Source organism: Salinisphaera orenii subsp. orenii MK-B5 (genome assembly GCF_003788635.1).
Taxonomy (GTDB): Bacteria; Pseudomonadota; Gammaproteobacteria; order Nevskiales; family Salinisphaeraceae; genus Salinisphaera; species Salinisphaera orenii.
Genome location: NZ_AYKH01000044.1, coordinates 43143 through 67550, shown reverse-complemented (window position 1 = coordinate 67550; position 24408 = coordinate 43143). Strand labels below are relative to the sequence as shown.

The 24408-nt window shown below is 66.6% G+C and carries 20 protein-coding genes; 13 read left to right on the top strand and 7 right to left on the bottom strand.

Translation table 11 applies throughout. The features are described 5' to 3' along the window. Positions 1 to 90 precede the first annotated feature (90 nt). From glyQ to gmhB, 3 genes are read left to right on the top strand one after another with little or no spacing between them, the layout of a single operon-like run. Positions 91 to 987 (top strand): glycine--tRNA ligase subunit alpha, encoded by an 897-nt coding sequence (gene glyQ / locus SAOR_RS16390; RefSeq protein ID WP_123591994.1) that lies wholly within the window; start codon positions 91 to 93, stop codon positions 985 to 987. After that, the gene (glyS, locus tag SAOR_RS16385) at positions 984 to 3056 is read left to right on the top strand and encodes a glycine--tRNA ligase subunit beta (RefSeq protein WP_123632361.1); all 2073 of its coding nucleotides are present in this window, start codon (positions 984 to 986) and stop codon (positions 3054 to 3056) included. The genes glyQ and glyS overlap by 4 nt, the downstream gene beginning before the upstream one ends. A gap of 4 nt (positions 3057 to 3060) precedes the next feature. Further along, positions 3061 to 3615 carry a D-glycero-beta-D-manno-heptose 1,7-bisphosphate 7-phosphatase gene (gene gmhB, locus SAOR_RS16380; RefSeq protein ID WP_123591996.1) on the top strand — a complete coding sequence of 185 codons (555 nt, stop codon included), beginning with the start codon at positions 3061 to 3063 and terminating at the stop codon, positions 3613 to 3615. A 38-nt stretch (positions 3616 to 3653) separates the two neighbouring features. On the opposite strand, the gene gyrB is transcribed toward gmhB, so the two are convergent. The 4 genes from gyrB to dnaA all read right to left on the bottom strand — a co-directional run bounded on the left by gyrB (position 3654) and on the right by dnaA (position 9903). After that, positions 3654 to 6074: a DNA topoisomerase (ATP-hydrolyzing) subunit B gene (gyrB, locus tag SAOR_RS16375; RefSeq protein ID WP_123591997.1), complete on the bottom strand. Its 2421-nt coding sequence runs from the start codon at positions 6072 to 6074 to the stop codon at positions 3654 to 3656. 44 nt (positions 6075 to 6118) lie between these two features. Further along, complete coding sequence (recF, locus tag SAOR_RS16370) at positions 6119 to 7207, bottom strand: DNA replication/repair protein RecF (RefSeq protein ID WP_123632360.1); 1089 nt, start codon at positions 7205 to 7207, stop codon at positions 6119 to 6121. Between the two features lie 10 nt (positions 7208 to 7217). Then, entirely contained in the window at positions 7218 to 8318 is a 1101-nt protein-coding gene (gene dnaN / locus SAOR_RS16365) for a DNA polymerase III subunit beta (protein ID WP_123632359.1), read from the bottom strand. Positions 8319 to 8574: 256 nt separating this feature from the next. After that, positions 8575 to 9903 (bottom strand): chromosomal replication initiator protein DnaA, encoded by a 1329-nt coding sequence (gene dnaA, locus SAOR_RS16360; protein WP_123592000.1) that lies wholly within the window; start codon positions 9901 to 9903, stop codon positions 8575 to 8577. Positions 9904 to 10065: 162 nt separating this feature from the next. Here dnaA and rpmH point away from each other — a divergent pair, with 162 nt between their 5' ends. The 7 genes from rpmH (at position 10066) to SAOR_RS16325 (ending at position 17724) form a co-directional block, all read left to right on the top strand. After that, positions 10066 to 10200, top strand: a complete 135-nt coding sequence (rpmH, locus tag SAOR_RS16355; protein WP_123592001.1) for a 50S ribosomal protein L34 — start codon at positions 10066 to 10068, stop codon at positions 10198 to 10200. Between the two features lie 9 nt (positions 10201 to 10209). After that, a complete protein-coding gene (gene rnpA / locus SAOR_RS16350; RefSeq protein WP_123592002.1) occupies positions 10210 to 10608 on the top strand; it encodes a ribonuclease P protein component in 399 nt (132 codons plus the stop codon). Positions 10609 to 10622: 14 nt separating this feature from the next. Continuing rightward, positions 10623 to 12371 (top strand): membrane protein insertase YidC, encoded by a 1749-nt coding sequence (gene yidC, locus SAOR_RS16345; protein ID WP_123632358.1) that lies wholly within the window; start codon positions 10623 to 10625, stop codon positions 12369 to 12371. A gap of 10 nt (positions 12372 to 12381) precedes the next feature. Further along, positions 12382 to 13737 (top strand): tRNA uridine-5-carboxymethylaminomethyl(34) synthesis GTPase MnmE, encoded by a 1356-nt coding sequence (gene mnmE, locus SAOR_RS16340; RefSeq protein WP_123632357.1) that lies wholly within the window; start codon positions 12382 to 12384, stop codon positions 13735 to 13737. A 74-nt stretch (positions 13738 to 13811) separates the two neighbouring features. Continuing rightward, a complete protein-coding gene (locus SAOR_RS16335; protein ID WP_123632356.1) occupies positions 13812 to 15428 on the top strand; it encodes an FMN-binding glutamate synthase family protein in 1617 nt (538 codons plus the stop codon). 69 nt (positions 15429 to 15497) lie between these two features. After that, positions 15498 to 17276 (top strand): thiamine pyrophosphate-requiring protein, encoded by a 1779-nt coding sequence (locus tag SAOR_RS16330; protein WP_123632355.1) that lies wholly within the window; start codon positions 15498 to 15500, stop codon positions 17274 to 17276. Positions 17277 to 17322: 46 nt separating this feature from the next. Next, positions 17323 to 17724 carry an ectoine synthase gene (locus tag SAOR_RS16325; RefSeq protein ID WP_123592007.1) on the top strand — a complete coding sequence of 134 codons (402 nt, stop codon included), beginning with the start codon at positions 17323 to 17325 and terminating at the stop codon, positions 17722 to 17724. On the opposite strand, the gene SAOR_RS16320 is transcribed toward SAOR_RS16325, so the two are convergent. Then, positions 17711 to 18520, bottom strand: a complete 810-nt coding sequence (locus SAOR_RS16320) for a glutaminyl-peptide cyclotransferase (RefSeq protein ID WP_123632354.1) — start codon at positions 18518 to 18520, stop codon at positions 17711 to 17713. The genes SAOR_RS16325 and SAOR_RS16320 overlap by 14 nt on opposite strands. Positions 18521 to 18612: 92 nt before the next feature. Here SAOR_RS16320 and SAOR_RS16315 point away from each other — a divergent pair, with 92 nt between their 5' ends. Beyond that, positions 18613 to 19470: a formate/nitrite transporter family protein gene (locus SAOR_RS16315; RefSeq protein ID WP_123592009.1), complete on the top strand. Its 858-nt coding sequence runs from the start codon at positions 18613 to 18615 to the stop codon at positions 19468 to 19470. Between the two features lie 76 nt (positions 19471 to 19546). Then, positions 19547 to 19753, top strand: coding sequence for a CsbD family protein (locus SAOR_RS16310; protein WP_123592010.1), 207 nt, complete (start codon positions 19547 to 19549; stop codon positions 19751 to 19753). Between the two features lie 63 nt (positions 19754 to 19816). Here the strand turns inward: SAOR_RS16310 and SAOR_RS16305 are convergent, their stop codons facing one another. Further along, on the bottom strand, positions 19817 to 20518 hold the full coding sequence (locus tag SAOR_RS16305) for a gamma-glutamyl-gamma-aminobutyrate hydrolase family protein (RefSeq protein WP_245965514.1): 702 nt from the start codon (positions 20516 to 20518) through the stop codon (positions 19817 to 19819). Continuing rightward, entirely contained in the window at positions 20515 to 21432 is a 918-nt protein-coding gene (locus SAOR_RS16300) for an amidoligase family protein (protein WP_185015744.1), read from the bottom strand. Before SAOR_RS16300 ends, SAOR_RS16305 begins: the two co-directional genes overlap by 4 nt. Positions 21433 to 21653: 221 nt before the next feature. Between SAOR_RS16300 and aceE the strand changes: the two genes are divergently transcribed. Beyond that, positions 21654 to 24344, top strand: coding sequence for a pyruvate dehydrogenase (acetyl-transferring), homodimeric type (gene aceE / locus SAOR_RS16295; protein WP_123632352.1), 2691 nt, complete (start codon positions 21654 to 21656; stop codon positions 24342 to 24344). Positions 24345 to 24408: the final 64 nt, after the last annotated feature.

The window sequence follows — 24408 nt, the reverse complement described above, 5'->3', positions numbered from 1 at the left end:
GTCGATATGCACTGTTTTGGTTCAGACCGCGATCTGCCGTGAACGGGGCGGCTTCCGTTATACTTCCGGCCTGTTTCAAGGGGTTCTGGCATGGATTTCCAACAGCTCATCTTCCGGCTGCAGACATTCTGGGCCGAACAGGGCTGCGCCATCGTGCAGCCGCTGGACATGCCGGTGGGCGCCGGCACGTTCCATCCGGCCACATTCCTGCGCTCGATCGGCCCCGAGCCGTGGCGCGCGGCCTATGTGCAGCCCTCGCGACGTCCCACCGACGGCCGCTACGGCGACAACCCGAACCGGCTGCAGCACTATTATCAGTTCCAGGTGCTGCTCAAGCCGTCGCCCAAGGACATTCAATCGCTGTATCTGGCGTCGCTCGAGGCTCTGGGCCTGGACATGACGATTCACGACGTGCGTTTCGTCGAGGACAACTGGGAATCGCCCACGCTCGGCGCCTGGGGCCTGGGCTGGGAAATCTGGCTCAACGGCATGGAGATCACCCAGTTCACCTATTTCCAGCAGGTCGGCGGGCTCGACTGCCGGCCGGTCGCCGGGGAGATCACCTATGGCCTGGAGCGCATCGCGATGTATCTGCAGAACGTCGAGAGCGTCTACGACCTGGTGTGGTCCTCCTCGCCGGCGGGCACGATCCGCTACGGCGACGTCTACCATCAGAACGAGGTGGAGCAGTCCCGCTACAACTTCGAGTACGCCGACGTGGACGCGCTGCTGGCGCGCTTCGATGCACTCGAGCGCGAGTGCGGGCGGCTGGTGGAAGCCGAACTGCCCCTACCGGCCTATGAACGCATGCTCGAATGCTCGCACGTGTTCAATCTGCTCGACGCCCGACACGCCATTTCCGTGACCGAACGCCAGGGCTACATCCTGCGTGTGCGGACCCTCGCACGCGCCTGCGCGCAGGCTTATTACGACTCGCGCGAAGCGCTCGGTTTCCCCATGCTCGACAACACCCACGAGGCCGCATGACCGCACCGCTGCTCATCGAGATCGGCGTCGAGGAGCTGCCGCCGAACGCCATGCGTCGACTGGCCGATGCATTCGCCGACGGTCTCGCCCTTGCCCTGGACGAGGCGGGCCTGGAGCGCGGCGCCGTCACGCGTCACGCGACGCCGCGCCGTCTGGCCGTGACCATCGACGACGTCGCGGCCGAAACCGCGCCGGCGGCCATCGAGAAGGCCGGCCCGACGGTGGCGATCGCCTTCGACGACGAGGGCGCGCCGACGGCCGCGGCCGAGGGCTTCGCGCGATCGCTGGGCACCCGGGTCGAGGCACTCGTACGCGAGGATAGCGACAAGGGCGAACGCCTCGTCTATCGCAGCACCGAACCGGGCAAACCGCTCGCGTCGTTGCTTCAGCCGGCGGTCGACGAGGTGCTGCGCCGTTTGCCGATCCCCAAACGCATGCGCTGGGGCGACTCCGAGGCGGCCTTCGTGCGGCCGGTTCACTGGGTGGTGGCGCTGCACGACGACACCATCGTCCCGCTGACGGTGTTCGAAGAAAGCGCGGATCGCGTCACCCGCGGGCACCGATTCCATCACCCCGAGCCCATCGCGCTCGCTCGAGCGGCCGACTATGCCGCCCGGCTGCGCGATCCCGGCTGCGTGATCGTCGACCCCGACCGTCGCAAGGCCCGCATCGTCGAGCAGGTCGAGGCCGCCGCCGCCGAGCGCGGCGGGCGGGCGTTGATCGACGACGCCCTGGCGGAGGAGGTATCCGCACTCGTGGAATGGCCGGTGGGGATCAGCGGCGACTTCGACGCGCGCTTCATGGTTCTACCGCGCGAGGTACTGATCTCCACGCTGGAAGGGCACCAGCGCTACTTCCCGGTCGAGGGGCCGGACGGCGCACTCCTGCCCGCCTTCGTGACGGTGGCCAACATCGACAGCGCCGACGTGGCCCAGGTGATCGCCGGCAATGAACGGGTGGTGCGGCCACGGCTGGCCGACGCCCTGTTCTTCTGGGAGCAGGATCGCCAGCACGGTCTCGAGGCCCACATCGACGGCCTGGCCCGCGTGAGCTTCCAGAAGGAGCTGGGATCGCTGGCCGACAAGAGCGCGCGCATCGGCCGCCTCATGCGGCATCTCAACGCCGCCGTCGGTGCCGAGCACGACCACGTCGAACGCGCCGCGGCACTCGCCAAGACCGACCTGCTGACCGAAATGGTCGACGAGTTTCCCGACCTTCAGGGCGTGATGGGCTGCTATTACGCCCGCGACGCCGGCGAGCCGGAGGCCGTCGCCACGGCCCTGGCCGAGCAGTACGCTCCGGCGGCCGCCGGAGCGCCGATCGCATCGACGCGCGTCGGCCAACTGCTCGCGCTGGCGGATCGTCTCGACACGCTGGCGGGCATCTTCGCCATCGGCAAGCGCCCGAGCGGCGACAAGGATCCGTTCGGGCTGCGCCGGGCCGCCCTCGGCGTGCTGCGCACGCTGATCGAAGCCGAGCTTCCGATCGACCTCGCGAGTGCGATCGACACCGCCGTCGCACTGCAGCCCGTGGATGGGGCCGAGGATACGGCCGCCGCCCTGTGGATGTTCCACATGGAACGTCTGCGCGGCTATTACGGCGATCGCGGCATCAGCGGCGACCGCTTCGACGCCGTGGCCGCCCTCGATCTCGTGGACATGACCGATTTCGAGGCGCGCATCCGGGCCGTAACCGCCTTCGCCGAATTGCCCGCGGCCGCGGTCGTCTGCGCCGCCCACAAGCGGATACGCAACATCCTGCGCAAGAACGCGGTGGCCGCGGATGGCGCGGGTTTCGAGTCCGCGCGTCTTACCGAACCGGCCGAGCGTGCGCTGGCCGAAAGCATGGCGGCACGCCAGAATGCGATCGCGGAGGCGGTGCAGACTCGGCGCTATGAACCGGCCCTGGAGCAGGTCGCGATGCTGGCCGAACCGCTCGACGCCTTTTTCGATCAGGTCATGGTGATGGTCGACGACCCGGCGCTGCGCGACAATCGCCTCGCCCTGCTGCAGGCGCTCGACGGCCTGTGCCGCCAGGTGGTGGACGTCTCGCGATTGGCGCTAGACTAATCCCATGAATCTGGTCATCCTCGATCGCGACGGCGTCATCAACGAAGACAGCGACGACTTCATCAAGTCGCCGGCGGAGTGGCGGCCGATCCCCGGCAGCCTCGAGGCCATCGTGCGGCTCAAGCACGCGGGTCTGACCGTGATGGTGGCCAGCAACCAGTCCGGCCTCGCCCGTGGCCTGTTCGATTACGACGGCCTGTTCGCCGTGCACGACAAGATGACACGCATGCTGGCCGATCTCGGCACCCACGTGGACGGCATCTTCTTCTGCCCGCACGGCCCCGACGATGGCTGCGGCTGTCGCAAGCCGCAAATCGGGCTGTTCGAGGACATGGGACGCCGACTCGGGCGCACGATCCGCGGTGCGCCCTTCGTCGGTGACAGCGTCACGGACGTCGAGGCCGCACGGGCCGCGGGCCTGCACCCGATATTCGTCGAAACCGGCAAGCGCGTCGATACCGACGCACCGGCACTCGCGGACGTCGAGAGCCATACGGATCTCGCCGCCGCCGCCGACGCCCTGATCGCCGCCCGCAAGAACAGGCGCCGGCGCCAGTAGCAGCCGGCACGCGGTCGGTCTGGCCGCCGCTGGCCGGGTTACACGTCCAGGTTGGAGACCATCAGCGCATTGCGCTCGATGAAGGCGCGCCGCGGTTCGACGTGATCGCCCATGAGCGTGGTGAAGATCTGATCCGCGCCGACCGCGTCCTCGATCTTGACCTGCATCAGCCGGCGGCTATCCGGATCCATCGTAGTTTCCCAGAGCTGTTCCGGATTCATCTCGCCCAGGCCCTTGTAGCGCTGCACGTTGAGCCCGCGCTTGGCCTCCTCGAGCAACCAGCGGTAGGCCGCATCGAAGGTATCCACCGTCGCACTGCGTTCGCCACGCGACACCACCGCGTCGTCGCCCATCAGGGCCCGCAGCTCGCCGCCGAGTGTTGCCATGCGCTGGTATTCAGGGCCGGTGAAGAAGTCCTCGTGCCAGACGAAGGTATGCGGGATCCCGTGGCTGAAACGCGTGACCTGCAGATGCAGCGGCCGGTCGTCGGTCGCCGGCTTGATCTGGACCGCATAGCGGTGGCGGGCTTCGTTTCGTGCATCCAGCCGCGCCTGCAGCGCGTCGGCCCAGGCCTGCATGCGCCCCTCGTCGGCGAACATGTCGGTCGTCACCGCCTCCAGATACGTCATCTCCATGAGCGTCGCCGGATCGAAACGCCGGGTCAGGCGGTCGATGTCCTCGAGCATGTCCATGTAGCGCTGCGACAGATCCGCCAGCGCCTCGTCGGCGATCGGCGGGGCGTCCGCCGACACGCGCAGCTGCGCCTTGCCCAGCGCCAGCCGCAGCAGATAGTTGCTCAGCTCGCGGTCGTCCTTGACGTAATGTTCCTGCTTGCCGCTCTTGACCTTGTACAGCGGCGGCTGCGCGATATAGACGTAGCCCGCCTCGATCAGGGCGAACATCTGGCGGTAGAAGAACGTCAGCAGCAGCGTCCGGATATGCGAACCGTCGACGTCCGCGTCGGTCATGATGATGATGCGGTGATAGCGCAGCTTGGTGGGGTCGAATTCGTCGCGACCGATCCCGCAGCCCAGCGCCGTGATCAGGGTTCCCACCTCGACCGAGGACAGCATCTTGTCGAAACGCGCCTTCTCGACGTTCAGGATCTTGCCCTTGAGGGGCAGAATCGCCTGATAGTGGCGGTCCCGCCCCTGTTTGGCCGACCCGCCGGCGGAGTCGCCCTCGACCAGAAACAGTTCGGAGGCCGCCGGATCCTTTTCCTGGCAGTCCGCCAGCTTGCCGGGGAGACCCGCGATATCGAGCGCGCCCTTCCGGCGCGTCATGTCACGGGCGCGCCGCGCCGCATCCCGGGCGCGGGCCGCCTCGATGATCTTGCCGGCGATCAGGCGGGCCTCGCGTGGGTTTTCAAGCAGAAAATCGCTCAGATGGGCGTTGACGGAGGATTCGACAGCGGCGCGCACCTCCGAGGAAACCAGCTTTTCCTTGGTCTGCGAGGAGAACTTCGGATCCGGCACCTTCACGGAGATGACGGCGGTCAGCCCCTCGCGAGCGTCATCGCCCGCGGGATTGACCTTTTCACGCTTGGCCAGGCCTTCGGTCTCGATGTAACCGTTGAGGGTACGGGTCAGCGCGCCGCGGAATCCGGCCAGATGGGTGCCGCCGTCACGCTGGGGAATGTTGTTCGTGTAACAGAACACGCTTTCCTGGTAGGAATCATTCCACTGCATCGCCACTTCAACGACCATGTCGTCGCGCTCGGCGGTGAAATAACAGACCGTTTCGTGAAGCTTGGTCTTGTTTTCGTTCAGATTCTCCACGAACGCGCGAATGCCGCCCTCGTACTCGAATACGACGTCGCGTTCGCTGGCCTCCTCGATGAGCCGGATGCGGACCCCCGAATTGAGGAACGACAACTCGCGCAGGCGTTTGGCGAGAATATCGTAGCTGTAGGCGATGTTGCTGAAGACATCGGCGCTCGGATGAAAATGAATCGAGGTACCGGTCTGTTCGGTGGGTCCGACGGCACTCAACGCGTCGAGCGGCTCACCCATGCTGTAACGCTGGCGGTAATTCTGCCCATCACGATGAATATCGAGCTCCAGCCGGTCCGAAAGCGCGTTGACGACCGATACGCCCACGCCGTGGAGACCGCCGGAAACCTTGTACGAATTGGCGTCGAATTTGCCGCCGGCATGCAGCACGGTCATGATCACTTCGGCGGCCGGCTTGCCTTCGCCCTCGTGCATGTCCACGGGGATGCCACGGCCGTCATCGGTGACGGTGATGCTCTGATCCCGATGGATGATGACCTTGATCTCGTGGCAGTATCCGGCCAGCGCTTCGTCGATCGCGTTATCGACGACCTCGAACACCATGTGATGCAGACCGGTACCGTCATCGGTGTCGCCGATGTACATCCCGGGGCGCTTGCGGACGGCCTCCAGCCCCTTGAGCACCTTGATGCTGCTGGAATTGTATTCGCCGTTGTTTTCCGCCATGACCAGACCGCCGTTAGTGGGAACTCGCGCTTAACCGCGTGATTTTAGCACGCGTCGTCGCCATGGGCCGTCACGCGCCCTTGTTCCACGTGGAACAATCGTCGCGGTGTCAGCGCGGCCGGAACGAGTGCGGCCTCCAGAAACGTAACGAAGCACTGACCGCCGAGGGCGGCGATCTCCGCGGCGAGCCCGTCGCGGTACTGCGGCCCCAGCTCGGCCGCGAGGTCATCGACAAGAAGGATCGGCTGCACGCCGCGCCGTAAGTGCAGCAAACGGGCCTGGACAATCAGTAACGCCGCTGTAAGAACTTTCTGTTGCCCCCGTGATACCCAGTCCCGGGCCGTCGTTTCAGCGACTGATATCCGGAGATCGGCACGGTGGGGGCCGCGCTGGGTGAAACCCATCCGTTGATCCTGATCCAAACCGGCCGCCAAGGCGGCGCCGAACCCCTCATCGTGGCGCCAGCCGGGTTCATAGTCGATGGCGATCGTCGCCTCACCGAGCAGGCGTTCCGCCTGGGCCGGCATATAACGGCGTATATCCTCGATATAGGCACGTCGGCAGGCGTCAACGATTTCGGCGTTGTGCACGAGCTCGGCGTCCCATGCAATGACGTCCTTTTTAGCCCAGCGCGCCTTCAACGCGCGATTGCGCTGCCGCAGAGCGCGTCGGTACCGATGCCATGCGGGAAAGAACGCCTGTTCCACGTGGAACACGCCCCAGTCGAGAAAATGCCGGCGATAACGCGGCCCCTGTTCCAGAAGGCGATGCAGATTCGGGTCGATGAGCTGGAGCGGGAATGCGTTGACGAGATCGAGGCGGGTCGTGCTTGGGTTGCCATCACAGCGATAGTGCATGCCGCGACGATCGCGCTGCACCGCCAACTGCCGGCTGCGTTGTTCGCCGGACCTGATCAAGCCGTGCACCGTGAATGCGGTCTGTCCCTCCCGGACCGCGGGACGAGCCGTTGCGTGTCGAAACGATTGGCCGCGGCCCAGAATGTAAAGCGCCTCCAGAAGACTGGTTTTCCCGGAGGCGTTATCGCCCGTGATGACGTTGACGCCCGGGCCTGGATTGATCTCGAGTGCCTCGAAACAGCGAAAATCGGTCAATCGAAGCCGCGTCAATTGCATCTTGGCGGGGCTAGAGTCGCATGGGCATGACGACGTAACGCGTCGACGGGTCGTCCGTCGCCTGCAGTAGTCCGCTGCTGTCCGGGCCGGAAAGTGAGAGGGTGAACTCTTCGCTGCGCATCGCACCGAGCGCTTCCAGCAGATAATTCACGTTGAATCCGATCTCCATCGGTTGATTATCGTAGCTGACCTGAAGCTCGTCTTCGGCTTCCTCACGCTCCACGTTCTGAGCCTGTAGACGAAGCGTATGTTCGCTCAGGGCCAGTCGGACACCACCGAACTTCTCGTTCGACAGAATCGCGGTGCGCGACAAGGCCTGGCGGATGACGTCGCGGTTGGCGGCCATGATCTTGTCGACATCGGTCGGAATGACCCGCTCGTAATCGGGAAAACGGCCATCGATCAGCTTCGTGGTGAATACGAGGCCGGGCAGCTGTAGCCGCAGGTGTTTGCTGGACAACTGGATATTGATCTCGGCATCGCTGTTGTCCAGAAGGCGTACGAGCTCGGTGATCGCTTTGCGTGGAATGATCGCCTGCGTAGGTTCTTCGATGTCGATGGTCGCTTCGGCGTCGCTGAGTGCGAGGCGGTGACCGTCTGTAGCGACACATCGCAGACGGTCAGAACGCAGTGCCAGTAGCAGACCGTTGAGGTAATACCGCACATCCTGGTGGGCCATCGCGAAATGTGTGCGCTCGAGCAGTCCTCGAAGTGTGCTTTCCGGGATCGTGAACTGGTCGCCGGCTTCGACTTCATCAAGATGGGGCCAATCCTGGGCGGACAGGGTGGCGAGCGTGAAGCGTGATCGGCCCGATTGCACACGTGTTTGCTGTTGTTCTTGTGACAACTGTACCTCGGCGTCGTCCGGAAGACCTCGGCAGATGTCGAGAAGTTTTCGTGCGGGTACGGCAGCGCTGCCGGGTTGACCGACGACAGCGCTACATTCGGTTATTAGTTCAAGTTCGAGGTCGGTCGCCGTCAGTATGAGTCGATCGTTATCGGCCTTGAACAGCACGTTGGAGAGAATCGGCATGGTCTGGCGTCGTTCAACGACGCCGATGACGGTCTGAAGGGCCGATAGTAGATCCCTGCGCTGTATCGAAAATTGCATGGCTGCGGCTCCCGTTTAGCCGTGGTCCCTTTTGTCTTGAGAGTCCCTAAGAAAAGATAGTAGTAGTAATAATAGACGACTGACTTGGCTGTTGATTTCTCTTGTTTTCCATTTATAAACAACGATATGTCTTGTTTATAACTCTGCTGTCCGAATCGCTTGAAGGCTGTGGCACAGCTGTGGATGGAATGTGGTCAACCGCTCCTGGCTTGCGGAGTTTGTCGTTGTCTTCTGTTTGTCCCGAGCTTATCCACAGTCAGCTTGTGAGTATCCGGCTGAGGTTCGCGTAGTCTTCGTCCACCCGTGCATCCGTCTCTCGCAGTTCCTTGACCTTGCGGCAGGCGTGGAGAACGGTCGTGTGATCGCGTCCACCGAATCCCTGGCCGATTTCCGGCAGACTGTGATTGGTCAGTTCCTTGGCCAGCGCCATGGCGAGTTGCCTCGGTCGCGCGATCGATCGCGTCCGTTTCTTGCCGAGGAGGTCCGTGAGGCGCATCTTGTAGTACTCGGCGACGGTGCGCTGAATGTTCTCGAGCGTGACCAGCCGGTCGTAGACCGCGAGCATGTCGTGCAGCGCCTGCTTGGCGAAGTCCACCGTGATCGGCGTGCCGGTGATCTGCGCGGAGGCCTTGAGCCGGTGCAGCGCTCCTTCCAGATCGCGAACGTTCGAGCGCACCCGCTTGGCGATGAAGAAAGCGACCTCCTGTGGGAGTGTGATCCCGTGGTAGTCGGCCTTCGAGAGCATGATGGCGACCCGGGTTTCCAGCTCGGGCGGTTCCACGGCCACCGACAGGCCCCAGGAAAATCGTGACTTGAGTCGGTCCTCGAGGCCTTCCACCTCCTTCGGAAATCGGTCGCAGGTGATCACGATCCGCTGGTTCGATTCGAGCAGCGAGTTGAAGGTGTGGAAGAACTCCTCCTGCGAACGGTCCTTGCCGGCGAAGAACTGGATGTCGTCTATCAGCAGGGCGTCGAGCGAACGGTAATGGCCCTTGAAGCGATCCATCCGATTGTGCCGGATGGCGGTGACCATTTCGTTGACGAAGTGCTCCGAGCGTACGTAGGCGACCTTCGCCTGCGGCTGATTGGCGAGCAGCCGGTTGCCCACGCTCTGCATCAGGTGGGTCTTGCCCAGACCCACACCGCCGTAGATGAGCAGCGGGTTGTAGGCGACGTTGTCGGGATCGGCGGCCTGTTCGGCTGCCGCCCGGGCGATCTGGTTGGACTTGCCCTGGACGAAGGTCTCGAAGGTATAGCGACCGTCCAGGTTGTGGCGCGTGGCCGAGGGGGCCGCCGCCGGTTCCGCGGTGGCCGGTGCGCTCGTGCGTTGGCCACCGCCGACGAGTACGCGAATGCGCTTGGGCAGCTCGCCCATCTCGCTGAGCGCGTTCGCGATCGGGGTGCGCAGCTCGCGCTCGACCTGATCCCGTACCACCTCGTTGGGCGCCATCAGATCGAGTCCGCCCTCGTTGAAATCGGCCTCCAGCGGCCGAAGCCAGAGGTTGACGTCCTTCTCGGGCAGACGCGTTTCGATATGCGTAAGACAGCGTTGCCAGAGCGTTTCAGCCAAAGTCGTGAACTCCATCGCCGGGATGGGCGTGCACCGCGACGCCCGGCCGACTACGGTAGCGCAGTGTCGACAGGTTATCCACAGCTCGATTCAGGCTTGCAACGCGGCCGTACGGGCGACTAGAATCCGCGGTCTTTTAACGAAGAGTGCCCTGCCGGGCGCCGGATCGAGAGCCTCATGAAACGCACGTATCAGCCGAGTAATCTGCATCGCAAGCGCACGCACGGCTTTCGTGCGCGCATGGCGACCAAGAACGGTCGCCGCGTTCTGTCCGCGCGCCGCGCCAAGGGCCGCAAGCGCCTCGCGCCCTAGCCGCCCCGGGTGTCGCAGGCGTCATTTCCGCCGCGAGCGCGCCTGCGCAATGCAGCCGAGTTCCGGGCGGTGTTCGCTCAGGGCGACAAGACGGTCTGCCCGGGGTTCGTGCTGATTGCGGCAGCCGGTGACGGCCAGCCGGCACGGCTGGGCCTCGCGCTGGCCAAGCGGCGAATCGCGCGGGCGGTGGACCGGAATCGGATAAAGCGCGTCCTGCGCGAATCGTTTCGGCACGCACGCCCCGAGCTCGGTTCGGTGGATGTCGTGGTGCTGGCACGCAGCCGGACGGCCGCCATGGACAACAAGGCGCTGTTCGCGCAACTTGCCGGCGTCTGGCCCCGAGTGGCCCGCAACGCGGCACCTGTCGCCGCCCTCGATGCCGCGGCCGGCGGCGACCGCCAACGTTAGGGATCTAGCCGCGCATGGAAAACATTCGTTTCGCTCTGCTCTGCGCCGTCGGCGTCATCTGCTTCTTTCTGTATCAGGCGTGGCAGACGGACTATGCGCCGACCCAGGCGGAGGCCACGGCCGACAGCGCCGACGCCACGGCCGGGGACTACCGCCAAGATGACGACGTGCCGGATCTGGCCTCGGCACCGGATTCGGGCGACGAAGCCGGCATGAGTGACGGCGATCGCGGCGCCGCCTCGGATGACGCGAGTGCGCCCGGTCAGGTCGTCGGCGATGCCATGGCCCAGGGACAGCGCGTTCACGTCGTTACCGACAAGTTCGATCTCGTGATCGATACCCGCGGCGGCGACCTGCGTCAGGTGCAGCTGCGCGGCGTGCCGGTCTCCTCCGATCGGCCCGACACCAATCTGCGGCTGATCAACGACAGCCTGCCCAACTTCTTCATCGCCCAGAGCGGCCTGGTGGGCGATTCGGCGGACGCGCCCGATCACAACACGACCTATCGCAGCGAAAAGAACGAATACAAGCTCGCCGACGGCGAGGATACCCTGCGGGTCCCGCTGACCTGGACCAATGACACCGGCCACGAGGTCACGAAGGTCTATACCTTCCACCGCGACAGCTACCGGATTGGGCTCAGCCACGAGGTCCGCAACCGCTCCGGCGAACCCTGGACGCTGTCGCAGTACGTGCGCTTCTGGCGCACTCCGCACGAGATCACCGGCGATGTGCCCTTCGCTCAGGCGTTCTTCGGCGTGGGCTGGTACGAGCGCAAGGACGAGGGGAGCTACAGCTATCGCAACGAATCCCACGGCGAGCTCGCCGAGAACCCCGTCCAGCTGACCCAGGAGGGCGGCTGGATCGCCATGATCCAACATTACTTCATCGGTGCGGCGATTCCGCCCCCCGACGCGAAGGCGCGCTTCTTCGCCCGGCCCAAGGACGTCTCCGGGGCGCAGGGCGGGTTTGCCAGCGGGTTCATCGGCACCAAGGAATCGATCGCGGCCGATGCGAGCGCCGAGTTCGAGACCACGCTGTTCGTCGGTCCCAAGCTGCAGGACCAGCTCGACGCCGTGGCGCCGGGGCTGGGGTTGACCGTGGACTACGGCTGGCTGACGGTGCTCGCCAAGCCCATCTTCTGGGTGCTGGAGCACCTGCACGCGCTGGTCGGCAACTGGGGTGTGGCGATCATCCTGCTGACCTTCCTCATCAAGCTCTGCTTCTACAAGCTCTCCGAGACGCAGTTCCGGGCGATGGCGCGCATGCGCAAGTTCGCACCGCGCATGCAGCAGCTCAAGGAGCAGTACGGCGACGACCGCCAGAAGCTGCAGTCCAAGATGATGGAGCTCTACAAGAAGGAGGGCTTCAACCCGCTGGCCGGCTGTTGGCCGATGCTCGTGCAGATGCCGGTGTTCATCTCGCTGTACTGGGTGCTGCGGGAATCGGTCGAACTGCGCCATGCGCCGTTCATGCTCTGGATCCAGGATCTGTCCGCGCCGGACCCGTACTACATCCTGCCGGTGGTGTTCGGCGTGACCATGTTCCTGCAGCAGCGGCTGACCACGAACGTGACCATGGACCCGATGCAGCAGCGCATCATGCAGATCATGCCGGTGGGTCTGGCCGTGTTCTTCGCCTTCTTCCCGGCGGGCCTGGTGCTCTACTGGTGCACCAACAACCTGCTGTCGATCGGCCAGCAGTGGTACATCTACCGCAAGCTCGACGCCGAGGGCCTCGGCCACAAGGCCGCCAACAGCTGACCGCGCCGGCGTGAGCGACGGCCCCGACACGATCGCCGCGCTCGCCAGCGGCGCCGGTCGGGCCGGGGTCGCCGTGATTCGCGTCTCCGGGCCGGCGGTGCCGGCCATCGCCCGTGCCCTGCTCGGTCGGCTGCCGTCGCCGCGCCGGGCCGTCGTTGCGGCCTTCGCCGGGGCCGACGGCCGCGCGCTCGACCGCGGCGTGGCCCTGTATTTTCCGGCCCCGGCGTCGTTCACCGGCGAACACGTACTGGAGCTGCAGGGCCACGGCAGCCCGGTGCTCGTGGATCGGCTGCTGGCCCGATTGCTCGAACTGGGCGCGCGCCTGGCCGAACCCGGCGAATTCTCGCGCCGCGCCTTTCTCAACGACAAGCTCAGTCTCGATCAGGCCGAAGCCATCGCGGATGCCATCGACGCCGGCAGCAGCGCCGCGGCGTCAGCCGCCATGCGCTCGCTCGAGGGCGTCTTCGCCCGCGAGATCGAGGCGCTGCGCAGCGCGCTGATCGAGCTGCGGGTCTATACCGAGGCCGCGATCGACTTCCCAGACGAGGACGATGTCGATTTCCTCGGCGACGGCGAGATCGCCGGACGCCTGGCCGACATCCGCCGGCGGCTGGCCGCGCTCATCGATCGGGCGCGCGAGGGCGCGCGGCTGCGCGAGGGCCTGCGGCTAGTGATCCTGGGCGCGCCGAACGTCGGCAAATCCAGTCTGCTCAACCGGCTGGCCCGGCGCGACACCGCCATCGTCACCGAAATCGCCGGGACCACGCGCGATGTCCTGCACGAGCAGCTGGCGATCGACGGCCTGCCGCTGACGCTCGTGGACACCGCGGGCCTGCGCGAGACCGACGACCCGATCGAGGCCGAAGGCGTGCGCCGCGCCCGCGCCGAGCTCGCCCAGGCCGATCGGGTGCTGCTGGTCGTGGACGACAGCCGCGGCCCCGGTCCGGACGACCATTGCCTGCTCGAGGAGATCGGCGACCGCTGCCCGGTCAGCGTGATCGCCAACAAGATCGATCTCAGCGGCGCGGCGGCCGGAGAGACGAGGCTCGCGGGCCGCGAGGCGGTTCGGCTTTCAGCAACGACCGGTGCCGGCCTCGACGCGCTGGCGGCACATCTGCGTCGCGCCGCGGGTCTGGCCGGCGACAGCGAACCCGATTTCGTCGCGCGCCGGCGGCATCTCGAGGCGCTGGCCCGCGCCGACGCCGCGCTCGACCGCGGCCACGACCGGCTCGTCGTGGATGCCGCGGGTGAACTGCTGGCCGAGGAGCTGCGCGTGGCCCAGGCCGCCCTCGGCGAGATCACCGGCGCCTTCACCAGCGAGGATCTGCTCGGCGCGATCTTCTCGAGCTTCTGTATCGGTAAGTAGGTAGGTGCCCCGATTGTCCTGCCGCGATCGGCCGGCACATGCTGTATGCATCGACATAGGATGCGAGGGGTCGCATGTTCGGTTATCCACGCCTGATCTACGCCGGTTTCGTCGCGCTGACGCTGCTCGCCGGCGGGCTGCTCGTCTGGCTGGCGCCGGCGTGGCTGGTGCTGTGGCTGATACCCGCCGCGCTGGTCGGGGTCGGCGCGTTCGATCTCGCTTCCGACCGGAACGTGCTGCGCAACTTCCCGATCGTGGGTCATCTGCGCTACATGCTCGAATTCATCCGCCCGGAGCTGCGCCAGTATTTCTTCGAATCCGAGACCAGCGGCCGGCCGTTCTCACGCGAGCAGCGCGAGATGGTCTATGCGCGCGGGGCCGCGGCGCCGGATACCGCCCCGTTCGGCACCATTCGCGATTTCGAGGCCCCCGGCTACAACTTCGCCCTGCACTCGATGGCGCCGAAGTCGGTCGACGCCCGCCACGGCCGGCTCGTCATCGGCAATCATCAGTGTCGCCGACCCTATGACGCCTCTCGGCTCAACGTCTCGGCGATGAGCTTCGGCTCCCTGTCCGGCAACGCGGTGGCGGCGATGAACCGCGGCGCCGCGCTCGGCGGCTTCGCCCAGGACACCGGCGAGGGGGCGATCAGCGATCACCACCGGGCCGACGGCGGCGATCTGATCTGGGAGATCGCTTCGGCCTACTTCGGCTGCCGCACGGACGAGGGCCGCTTCGACCCCGACGAGTTCGCGAGCAAGGCCCGCACCGATCAGGTCCGGATGATCGAGATCAAGATCTCGCAGGGCGCGAAGCCCGGCCACGGCGGCCTGCTGCCGGGCGCGAAGGTCACCGACGAGATCGCCCGGGTGCGCGAGATCGAGCCCGGCCGGGACTGCGCCTCGCCGGCGTCCCACCCCGAGTTCGACACCCCGCTCAGGCTGCTGCGCTTCGTCGACCGGCTGCGGGCGCTGGCCGACGGCAAGCCGGTGGGCTTCAAGCTCTGTCTGGGCTATCGGCACGAGTTCATGGGCATCTGCAAGGCGATCGTGGAGACCGGGATCGTGCCGGATTTCATCACCGTCGACGGCGCCGAGGGCGGCACCGGCGCGGCGCCGGCCGAGTTCGAGGACTTCATCGGCACCTACATCGACGACGCCCTGCCGTTCGTGCACGCCTGCCTCGTGGGCATCGGCGTGCGCGATCAGGTTCGGGTGATCGCCAGCGGCAAGGTCGTGATGGGTTTCGACATGGTCGAGAAGATCGCTCTCGGTGCGGATATGTGCAACGCCGCGCGGGCGTTCATGTTCTCGGTCGGCTGCATCCAGGCGCGGCGCTGTCACACCGATACCTGCCCCACCGGCGTGGCCACCCAGGATCCGCGCCGCGCGGCCGCCCTGGACGTGCTGAAGAAATCGCTGCAGGTGCGCAACTACCACGACGCCACCGTGAAGTCGTTTCTCGACATCGTCGGCACGATGGGCCTGGACGATCCGGACGATCTGACCTACGCGCACATCAAGCATCGCCCGGAGCACGGCCACGCCGAGACCTTCGCCGAGATCGAGCCGCCGGTCGCCACCGGCGATTTTCTGGCCGATCGCATCCCCGAGGCCTATCGCGCCGACTGGGCCCGGGCGCGGGCCGATTCGTTCGCGCCGGCCGCCACGGCGTCGGCGGCCCGTCAGTAGACGGACGGATGGCTGCATGATGCAGTCGCGAAGTAGGCTCGGGGCCCGCAGTCCAGTCGAGGGCAGGCCATGGGTCAGACAGTCGGTGACTTCATCGTTTCGCGGCTCGCCGAATGGGGCGTCGAGCGCGTCTACGGCTATTCCGGCGACGGTATCAACGGCGTCATGGGGGCGCTGCGCCGCGCCGAGGCCGGGCCGCGCCTGATTCCGACGCGCCACGAGGAGATCGCGGCCTTCACCGCGGCGGCCCACGCCAAGTTCACCGACACGCCGGGCGTGTGCGTGGCCACCTCGGGGCCGGGGGCGGTGCACCTGCTCAACGGTCTCTACGATGCGAAGAAGGATCACGTACCCGCGGTCGCCCTCGTCGGCCAGCAGGCGCGCATGAGCCTCGGCACCGACTATCAGCAGGAGATCGACCTCACCGCACTCTACAAGGACGTGGCCGGCGACTACGTGCATCTGGTCGCCGATGCGCCGCAGGCGCGCCATCTCGTCGATCAGGCCCTGCGCATCGCCACCGCCCGGCGCACGGTCACGGCCATCGTCGTGCCCAACGATGTCCAGGATCTGCCCATGGTCGATCCCCCGCGCAGCCACGGGGCGGTGTTCTCCGGCATCGGCTATCGCCCGCCGCGCACCGTGCCCGAGCCCGCGGATCTGGACGCCGCGGCCGCGGTGCTGAACGCCGGCGAAAAGGTCGCGATCCTGGCCGGAGCGGGCTGCAAGCACGCGGTCGACGAGCTCCTGGCCCTGGCCGACATCCTCGGCGCCGGCATCGCCAAGGCGATCCTGGCCAAGACCATGATTCCGGACGACGTCGACTACGTCACCGGCACGGTCGGCCTGCTCGGCACCGAGCCCAGCGCCGACATGATGGCCGACTGCGACACCCTGCTGCTGGTCGGCACCCGCTTCCCCTACGCGGAGTTCCTGCCCGAGGAGGGCCAGGCGCGCGCGGTCCAGATCGACATCGACGCCGAGGCGCTCGGCCTGCGCTATCCGATCGAGGTCAATCTCGCGGGCGACGCCGCCACCACGCTCGCGGCGCTGGCCGAGCGCGTCACCCGCAAGACCGATCGCGCGTGGCAGAACACCCTCATCGACAAGACCCGCGACTGGTGGCGCCTGATGGACGAGCGCGCCGAAATCGCGGCCGACCCGGTCAACCCGCAGGCGGTGTTCGCCGGCCTGTCGCGGCATCTGCCGGCGGACGCGATGCTGGCCTGCGACGTCGGCTCGGGCACCAACTGGTATGCCCGCTATCTGCGCGTCCGGCGCGGCATGGCGGGTTCGGTCTCCGGCGGGCTTGCCTCGATGGGCAACGCACTGCCCTATCTGCTCGCGGCCAAGTTCGCCCAGCCGGGGCGCCCGGCCATCGCCATGGTCGGCGACGGGGCGATGCAGATGCTGGGCAACCAGGCCCTGATGGATGTCGCCCGCTACTGGCGTGAATGGAGGGATCCGCGCGCCGTGGTGCTCGTGCTCAACAATCGCGATCTCAACCAGGTCACCTGGGAGCAGCGGGTGATGGAGGGCGATCCCAAGTTCGAGACCTCGCAGGATCTGCCCGACTTCGCCTACGACGAATACGCCCGCCTGCTGGGACTGACCGGCCTGCGCATCGAATCACCCGAGGCCATCGACGCGGTCTGGCGCGAAGCGCTCGCCGCCGACCGGCCGGTGGTCATCAACGCCTACACCGATCCCGGGATCGCGCCGCTGCCGCCGCATATCGGCTTCGAGCAGGCCAAGGGCTTCATGACCTCGATGCTGGGCGGCGATCCCGAAGCCGGAGACGTGATCCGCGACTCCATGAAGGAGATGTTCGCGAAATGGCGGCGCTAGCCGCGGCCACACCGATTTTCATCACAACGAGCCACGAGGAGGATTCATGCTCGTACGCACCCATCAGGACGCCGAAAAAACCGCCGTCGACGAAGAGAAGTTCGTCAGCCGCCGCTACACGCTGCGGGCCGACGGCATGGGCCACTCGTTCCACGAGACCTACGTCAAGCCCGGCTGCGCGCTGCACATGTGGTACAAGAACCACAAGGAGACGGTGATCTGCATCGAGGGCGAAGGCCGGATCGAGGATCTCACCGAGGGCGGCACCTGGGACCTCAAGCCCGGCGTGCTCTATGCGCTGGACAAGCACCAGCAGCATATTCTCTCCAGCGAGAAGGGCATGACCGTGCTCTGCTGCTTCTCGCCGTCGCTGGTCGGCCCCGAGGACCACGACGAGCAGGGCAGCTACCCGCTGCTCGACGACGACGGCTCGGTCATTCAGCGCTGAGGCTCGCGCCGGGATCAGCCCGGCCGGCGGTCGGCCGGGCGATCTCGAACAGCCGCGGCCAGTTCTTGCCGGTGGCATAGATGCGGCCGGCGGAGGCGTCGTAGGCGATGCCGTTGAGCACCCCGGCCTCGGCATCCGCCGGCAGCGCCGCGCGCAGCGGCGCGGCGTCGAGGCTGGCGATGACGTCGCCGGTGCGCGGGTCGATGCGCAGGATCCGGTCGCGATACCAGACGTTGGCCCAGATCTCGCCGTCGATGTACTCGAGTTCGTTGAGCTCGTCGACCGGTTGGCCGTTCTCGGTGACCTCGAGCGCGCCGACGCGGCGGAAGTCGTCCGGATCGCGCAGCTGCAGCGTGGCGCTGCCGTCGCTCATGATCAGGTGGGCGCCGTCGTAGGTCAGGCCCCAGCCCTGGCCTTCGTAGGTCAGCCGATCGATGCGCGCCAGGCTGTCGCGGTCGTAGACGAAGGCCATGCCGGCCTTCCAGGTGAGCTGGTAGAGCCGCGCGCCGACGCGCGCCAGGCCCTCGCCGAAGTGATCGCGCGACAGCGAGCGCGTCTGCAGCACCTCGCCGCTGGCCGGCGCCACGCGGCGCAGGCTCGAGTCGCCGTAGCCGCCGGTGCTCTCGTAGAGCAGGCCGTCGGCCACGAGCAGGCCCTGGGTGAACGCATCCGGGTCGTGGTGGTGGCTGGCGAGGATGCGTGCGCGCTCGGACGGCGCGGCCGCGGCGGCACCGGCGCAGATCAGCAGCAGTAGCAGCAGCCACGGGCCGGCGTGTCGTCGGGAAAACGAGCGCATACCGCGATGATAGCGAAGGCGCGCCAATCCGCGTGCATACCGCGCCCACGTTAAGTCCTAGAATGCATCATCCCTATCGAGGCAGAACATCCATGGCCGAAGTCGAACACCGAGAACACGATCTCGATTATCAGCAGAAGCGCGATGCGCGCCGGCGCGAAGCGCCGAGCGCCGCGGTGGTCTACGAGGCGATTCGCCGCGAGGCCGAATCCGAACTCACCCGCCCCCTGCCCGGTCTGGCGTTCTCCGCGCTCGGCGCGGGCCTGTCGATGGGCTTCTCGCTGGTCGCCCAGGCGGTGCTCTACAACTACACCCCGGACGCCGACTGGCGCCCGATCATCGCCAGTTTCGGCTACGCCATGGGCTTTCTGTTCGTGATTCTCGGCCGCCAGCAGCTGTTCACGGAGAACACGCTCACCCCGGTGCTGGAAGTCCTGCGCGTGCGCTCGGTGGGCGTGCTCACGCGCACGTTCAATCTCTGGGTGGTGGTGCTGCTCGCGAACATGCTGGGCACGGCGATATTCGCCGCGACCCTGTCGTACTTCAAGGTGCTCGATCCCAAGATCAACGAGGCCCTGGCCAGCATCGCGGCCTCCGAGTACAAATACGATTTCGCCACCATGTTCGTGCGCGCGATCTTCGCCGGCTGGCTGGTCGCGCTCATGCTCTGGCTCATGCCGTTCGCCGAGACCGCGCGCGTGGGCGTGATCATTCTGGTGAGCTATCTCATCGGCCTGGCGCATTTCCCGCACATCATCGCCGGCTCGGTGGCCGCGCTCTACGGCGTGTTCAGCGGCGTCAACGGCATCGGCGAGTTCCTCGGCGTGTTCTTCCTGCCGACGCTGCTCGGCAACATACTCGGCGGCGTCATGCTCGTCGCGGTGGTCAACTATGCTCAGGTCGCCTACAGCGATTCCGACCGCGACAACACCGATCCGGACCGCGAATGACGACGATGACAGTCGGGGCTGTCATTCTTGCTGCACTGCGGTATAGTCGAAGCGTCATTCACCACGGAGCGACGTCATGACGGAATCGAGCGACAAGTGGGAAGGCCGCTGGGATCGGCTCAAGGGCAAGGCGCGCGAGCATTTCGGGCGTCTGACCGACGACGAGGTCGAGGAGACTGCCGGCCGGCGCCAGAACATGCTCGGCAAGATCCAGGAAAAGTACGGCGAGACCCGGGAGAAGGCCGAGGAGATGCTCAAGGAGTTCGAGCGCAAGTACCTCTAGACGCGCCCGACCGCGGCGTCACGGGCCGTCCGGCGTTGTCGGACGGCCCTGTCGTGCCTCAGCTCATCCCTGAGCGGTCGACGGGCCCGGCCGGCGCCGCGCGGCCGCCACGAGAGCCGCGAACAGCCGCCGCTGCGGGCGTTGGTAGCACAGATATTCCGGATGCCACTGGACGCCGATCGTGAACGTCCGGTCCACGGTCTCGATCGCCTGGACCAGCCCGTCGGCGTCGCGGGCGCTGACCGTGAATCCGGCGCCCAGGCCGCGCACCGCCTGATGGTGCAGGCCGTTGACCGCCATCCGGCGCCGGCCGGCGATGGCGGCCAGCCTCGAGCCGCGTTTCAGCACGATCCGCTTGCAGGGCAGCGGGTTGGCGCGGTCGCTCGTGCGCCGCCGGCGCCGGCCCAGGTCGGCGTACAGCGTGCCGCCCGCGGCCACGTTGAGCAGCTGGGCGCCGCGGCAGATGCCGAGCACCGGCGTGCCGGACGCCCGGGCCGTGCGGATCGCGGCGAGCTCGAAGGCGTCTCGCTCGCGATCGGCCCGGGCGTCGGGTGCGGCATCGCTCAGATACAGATCGGTGGCGATGTCGTCGCCGCCGCCGATCACCAGGCCGTCGAGGGCCGCGGGCAGGCCGCGGCGCGGGGTGGCCCGCAGCGCCCGGCCGCCGGCCAGCGCGATCGCCGCCCGGGCGCACCACCAGCCCGGCGCCCAGCGGCTGGCCTTGCCGGTCACGGCGATGCGCGGTCGTGGCACCGCGCGGCTCACGCGTCGCGCTCGAAGGTGTCCGCCCAGCCGCCGAACCAGTCGCCCATCGGTTGCTCCAGGACGTCCCGGTAGGCCCGGCAGAGACGGTCCAGGCGCGGCGCGTCGGCGGCCAGCTCCTCGACCACCAGCCAGCGGTTCCAGTCGGGCGCCAGATCCCAGCCGGGCCGCTCGATCTCGCAGTTGGGCAGGCGATGATGGAGCGCGGGCCGCGCAGAGACCAGATGGTCGTCGACCGCTTTGCGCACGCGCTCGGCATCCAGATGGGCGAAGACCGGCAGCATGTCCAGCGCGCGGTTGCGGCTGGCGTTGTGGGCCAGGTAGTCGTCGATGAGCCGGTCGCGATCGGGGCGGTAGTCCGGGTCGCAGATCAGGCGCGCGTACTCGCGCGGATACGGCTGGATGTAGGGGAACACGCGCCGGCTGATGTCGATGGCGCTGGCGCGCACCAGCCAGTCGTAGGCCACCGTGAAGGCCCGGATGTAGCCCAGCAGCGTCGTGGTTTCCAGATCCGGGAGCTCCGGGTTCAGATGCAGGCCGAAGGCGTAGACCGCCGAGGCGCCGGTGCCGCGTGCGCCCGCCTCGCGCAGGGCCGCGATCATGGGGTGGAGTTCGTGCAGGCGATCGATGGCGATCGGCGGGCAGACGATCTCGAACGGCACCACCCGCTTGGCCAGCGCGCCGAGCAGATCCTCGGAGACCCGCTCGACGTCGCCCCAGAGGCCGTCGTCGTTCTCGCGGCGGCCGCGTTCCTTGAGATAGGCGTAGTCGAGCTCGATCGCGAAATCGCCCCAAGGCGTGTCGACGACCGCGTGTTCGTACGCGCTGGCGGGCCGGATTTCGCCGCCCAGCGTGGATCTCACGGTCTCGCTGATGCGCTCGATCGTCAGGCCGCTGAATTCAAGTTCCACCCCCACGCGACGCACCCCCTGCGCCGCCGTATGGAGGCGGGAGGGCCGGCGCAGCGGTGGATTCTCGGATACGGGATGGTCCGCGGTCATGCGATCGTGCACTGCAACATTTGCAAGCGGGCATCAAGCATGCCATTCGCTGACCCGCGCGGCCAGTTGTCGACGCTCGAAACGCGGGCGTAGTATCCGCATAAACGCAGTTCTGATCCGGTTTCAAGGAGCGCCGTATGGCCCAGGCCCGTGCCCACCCCGAGCACATCGACGACGTCGAGGATGTCGATGCGCAGGAATCCGCCGAATGGCGTGATGCGCTGGATGCTGTCATCGAACGCGAGGGCCCGGAACGGGCCCATTTTCTTCTGGAAATGCTCATCGAGCGGTCCCGCCGCTCGGGTGCTCACATCCCGTTCTCGCCCTACACGGCGTATGTGAACACCATTCCGCCGCACATGGAGGAGCGCTCGCCGGGCGATCCGGCCATCGAGTGGCGCATCCGCTCGATCATCCGCTGGAACGCCATGGCCATGGTGATCCAGGCCAATCGCCATCACGAAGGCGTGGGCGGGCACATCGCCAGCTTCGCCTCGGCGGCCACGCTCTACGAGGTGGGTTTCAACCACTTCTGGCACGCGCCGAGCGAGAAGCACGGCGGTGACCTGGTCTATATCCAGGGCCATTCCGCGCCGGGCATCTACGCGCGTTCGTATCTGGAAGGCCGGCTCGACGAGGACCAGCTCTACAACTTCCGCGCCGAATCCACCGGCAAGGGGCTGTCGAGCTATCCGCACGCCTGGCTGATGCCGGACTACTGGCAGTTCGCCACCGTGTCCATGGGCATCGGCCCGATCAACGCGATCTATCAGGCGCGCTTCATGCGCTACATGGAGCATCGCGGCGTCCAGGACAACGAGGGCCGCCACGTCTGGTGCTTCTGCGGCGACGGCGAAATGGACGAGCCCGAATCCATGGGCGCGATCGATATCGCCTCGCGCGAGGGCCTCGACAACCTGATCTTCGTGGTCAACTGCAACCTGCAGCGCCTGGACGGCCCGGTGCGCGGCGACGCCAAGGTCATCAACGAGCTCGAAGGCGCCTTCCGCGGCGCCGGCTGGAACGTCATCAAGGTGATCTGGGGCGCGCTCTGGGACGGCCTGCTCGCCCAGGACCACGACGGCAAGCTCGTGGAACTGATGAACGAGACGGTCGACGGCGAATACCAGGCCTACAAGGCCAACGGCGGCGATTACACGCGCCGGGAATTCTTCGGCAAGTATCCCGAGCTCGAGGAGATGGTCGCGTCGATGTCCGACGAGGACATCCGCCGCCTGAACCGCGGCGGCCACGATCCGCACAAGGTCTATGCCGCCTATCACCGCGCGGTGAACAACAAGAACGGGCGTCCGACCGTGATCCTGGCCAAGACGGTCAAGGGCTACGGCATGGGCGAGGCCGGCGAAGGCCAGAACATCACCCATCAGCAGAAGAAGATGGGCGAGGACGCGCTCAAGGAATTCCGCGACCGTTTCGAGATCCCGGTCTCCGACGACAAGATCGCCGAGGCGCCGTTCTACAAGCCGGCCGAGGACTCCGAGGAGATCCAGTACCTCAAGGCCCGGCGCGAGGAGCTCGGCGGCTATCTGCCGCAGCGGCGCACCGAGGGCGACAAGCTCGAGATCCCGCCGCTGTCGGCCTTCGACAAGCTGCTCCAGGGCTCGGGCGATCGCGAGATGGCCACCACCATGGTGTTCGTGCGCCTGCTGCAGATCCTCGCCCGCGACAAGAACATCGGCAAGCGCGTGGTCCCGATCGTCCCCGACGAGGCGCGCACCTTCGGCATGGAGGGCATGTTCCGCAGCCTGGGCATCTATTCGCCCGTCGGCCAGCTGTTCGTGCCCGAGGACTCCGACCAGCTCGCCTTCTACAAGGAGGCCAAGGACGGCCAGATTCTCGAGGAGGGCATTACCGAGGCCGGCGCGATCTCGTCGTTCATCGCCGCGGCGACGTCGTATTCGAACCACGGCCGGACGATGATCCCGTTCTACGCCTTCTACGCCATGTTCGGCTATCAGCGCGTGGGCGATCTGTGCTGGGCGGCGGGCGACATGCGTTCCCGCGGTTTCATGCTCGGCGGCACCGCCGGGCGCACGACCATCAACGGCGAGGGCCTGCAGCACCAGGACGGGCACAACCCGATCATGTTCGACTGCGTGCCCAACTGCCGCGTCTACGACCCGACGTTCTCCTACGAGATGGCGGTGATCATCCACCGCGGCCTGGTCGAGATGTACGAGGAGCAGCGCGACGTCTACTACTACCTCACGATGATGAACGAGAACTACACGCATCCGGCCATGCCGGAAGGCGTCGAGGACGACATCATCGCCGGCATGTACAGGTTCTCGGAAGGCAACAAGCGCTACAAGAAGCAGGTGAACCTGATGGGTTCCGGCACCATCCTGCGCGAGTCCATCGCCGCCGCCGAGATGCTGGAAAAGGAATACAACGTCGGCGCCACCGTCTGGAGTGTGCCCAGCTTCACCCAGCTCAAGCGCGACGGGCTGACCACCGAACGCTGGAACATGCTCCATCCGGAGGCCGATCCCCGCCAGAGCTTCGTGGCCCGGCAGTTCGCCGACGCCAAGGGCCCGGCGATCGCGGCCACCGACTACGTCCGCGGCCTGCCGGAGATGATCCGGCCATTCATGCCGATCCCGTATCACACGCTCGGCACCGACGGCTACGGCCGCTCCGACACCCGCGAGGCGCTGCGCGACTTCTTCGAGGTCGATCGCCGCTGGATCACCGTGGCCGCGCTCAAGGCGCTCGCCGATCAGGGCGACATCGAGCGCAAGAAGGTGGGCGAGGCCATCCGCAAGTACGGCATCGACCCGGACAAGCCGGAGCCGATCACCCATTGAGGACCCACTGATCGCGTAACGATCGCGACGCTTCAACGCACCACGCTTTGAAACCACGGCCCGG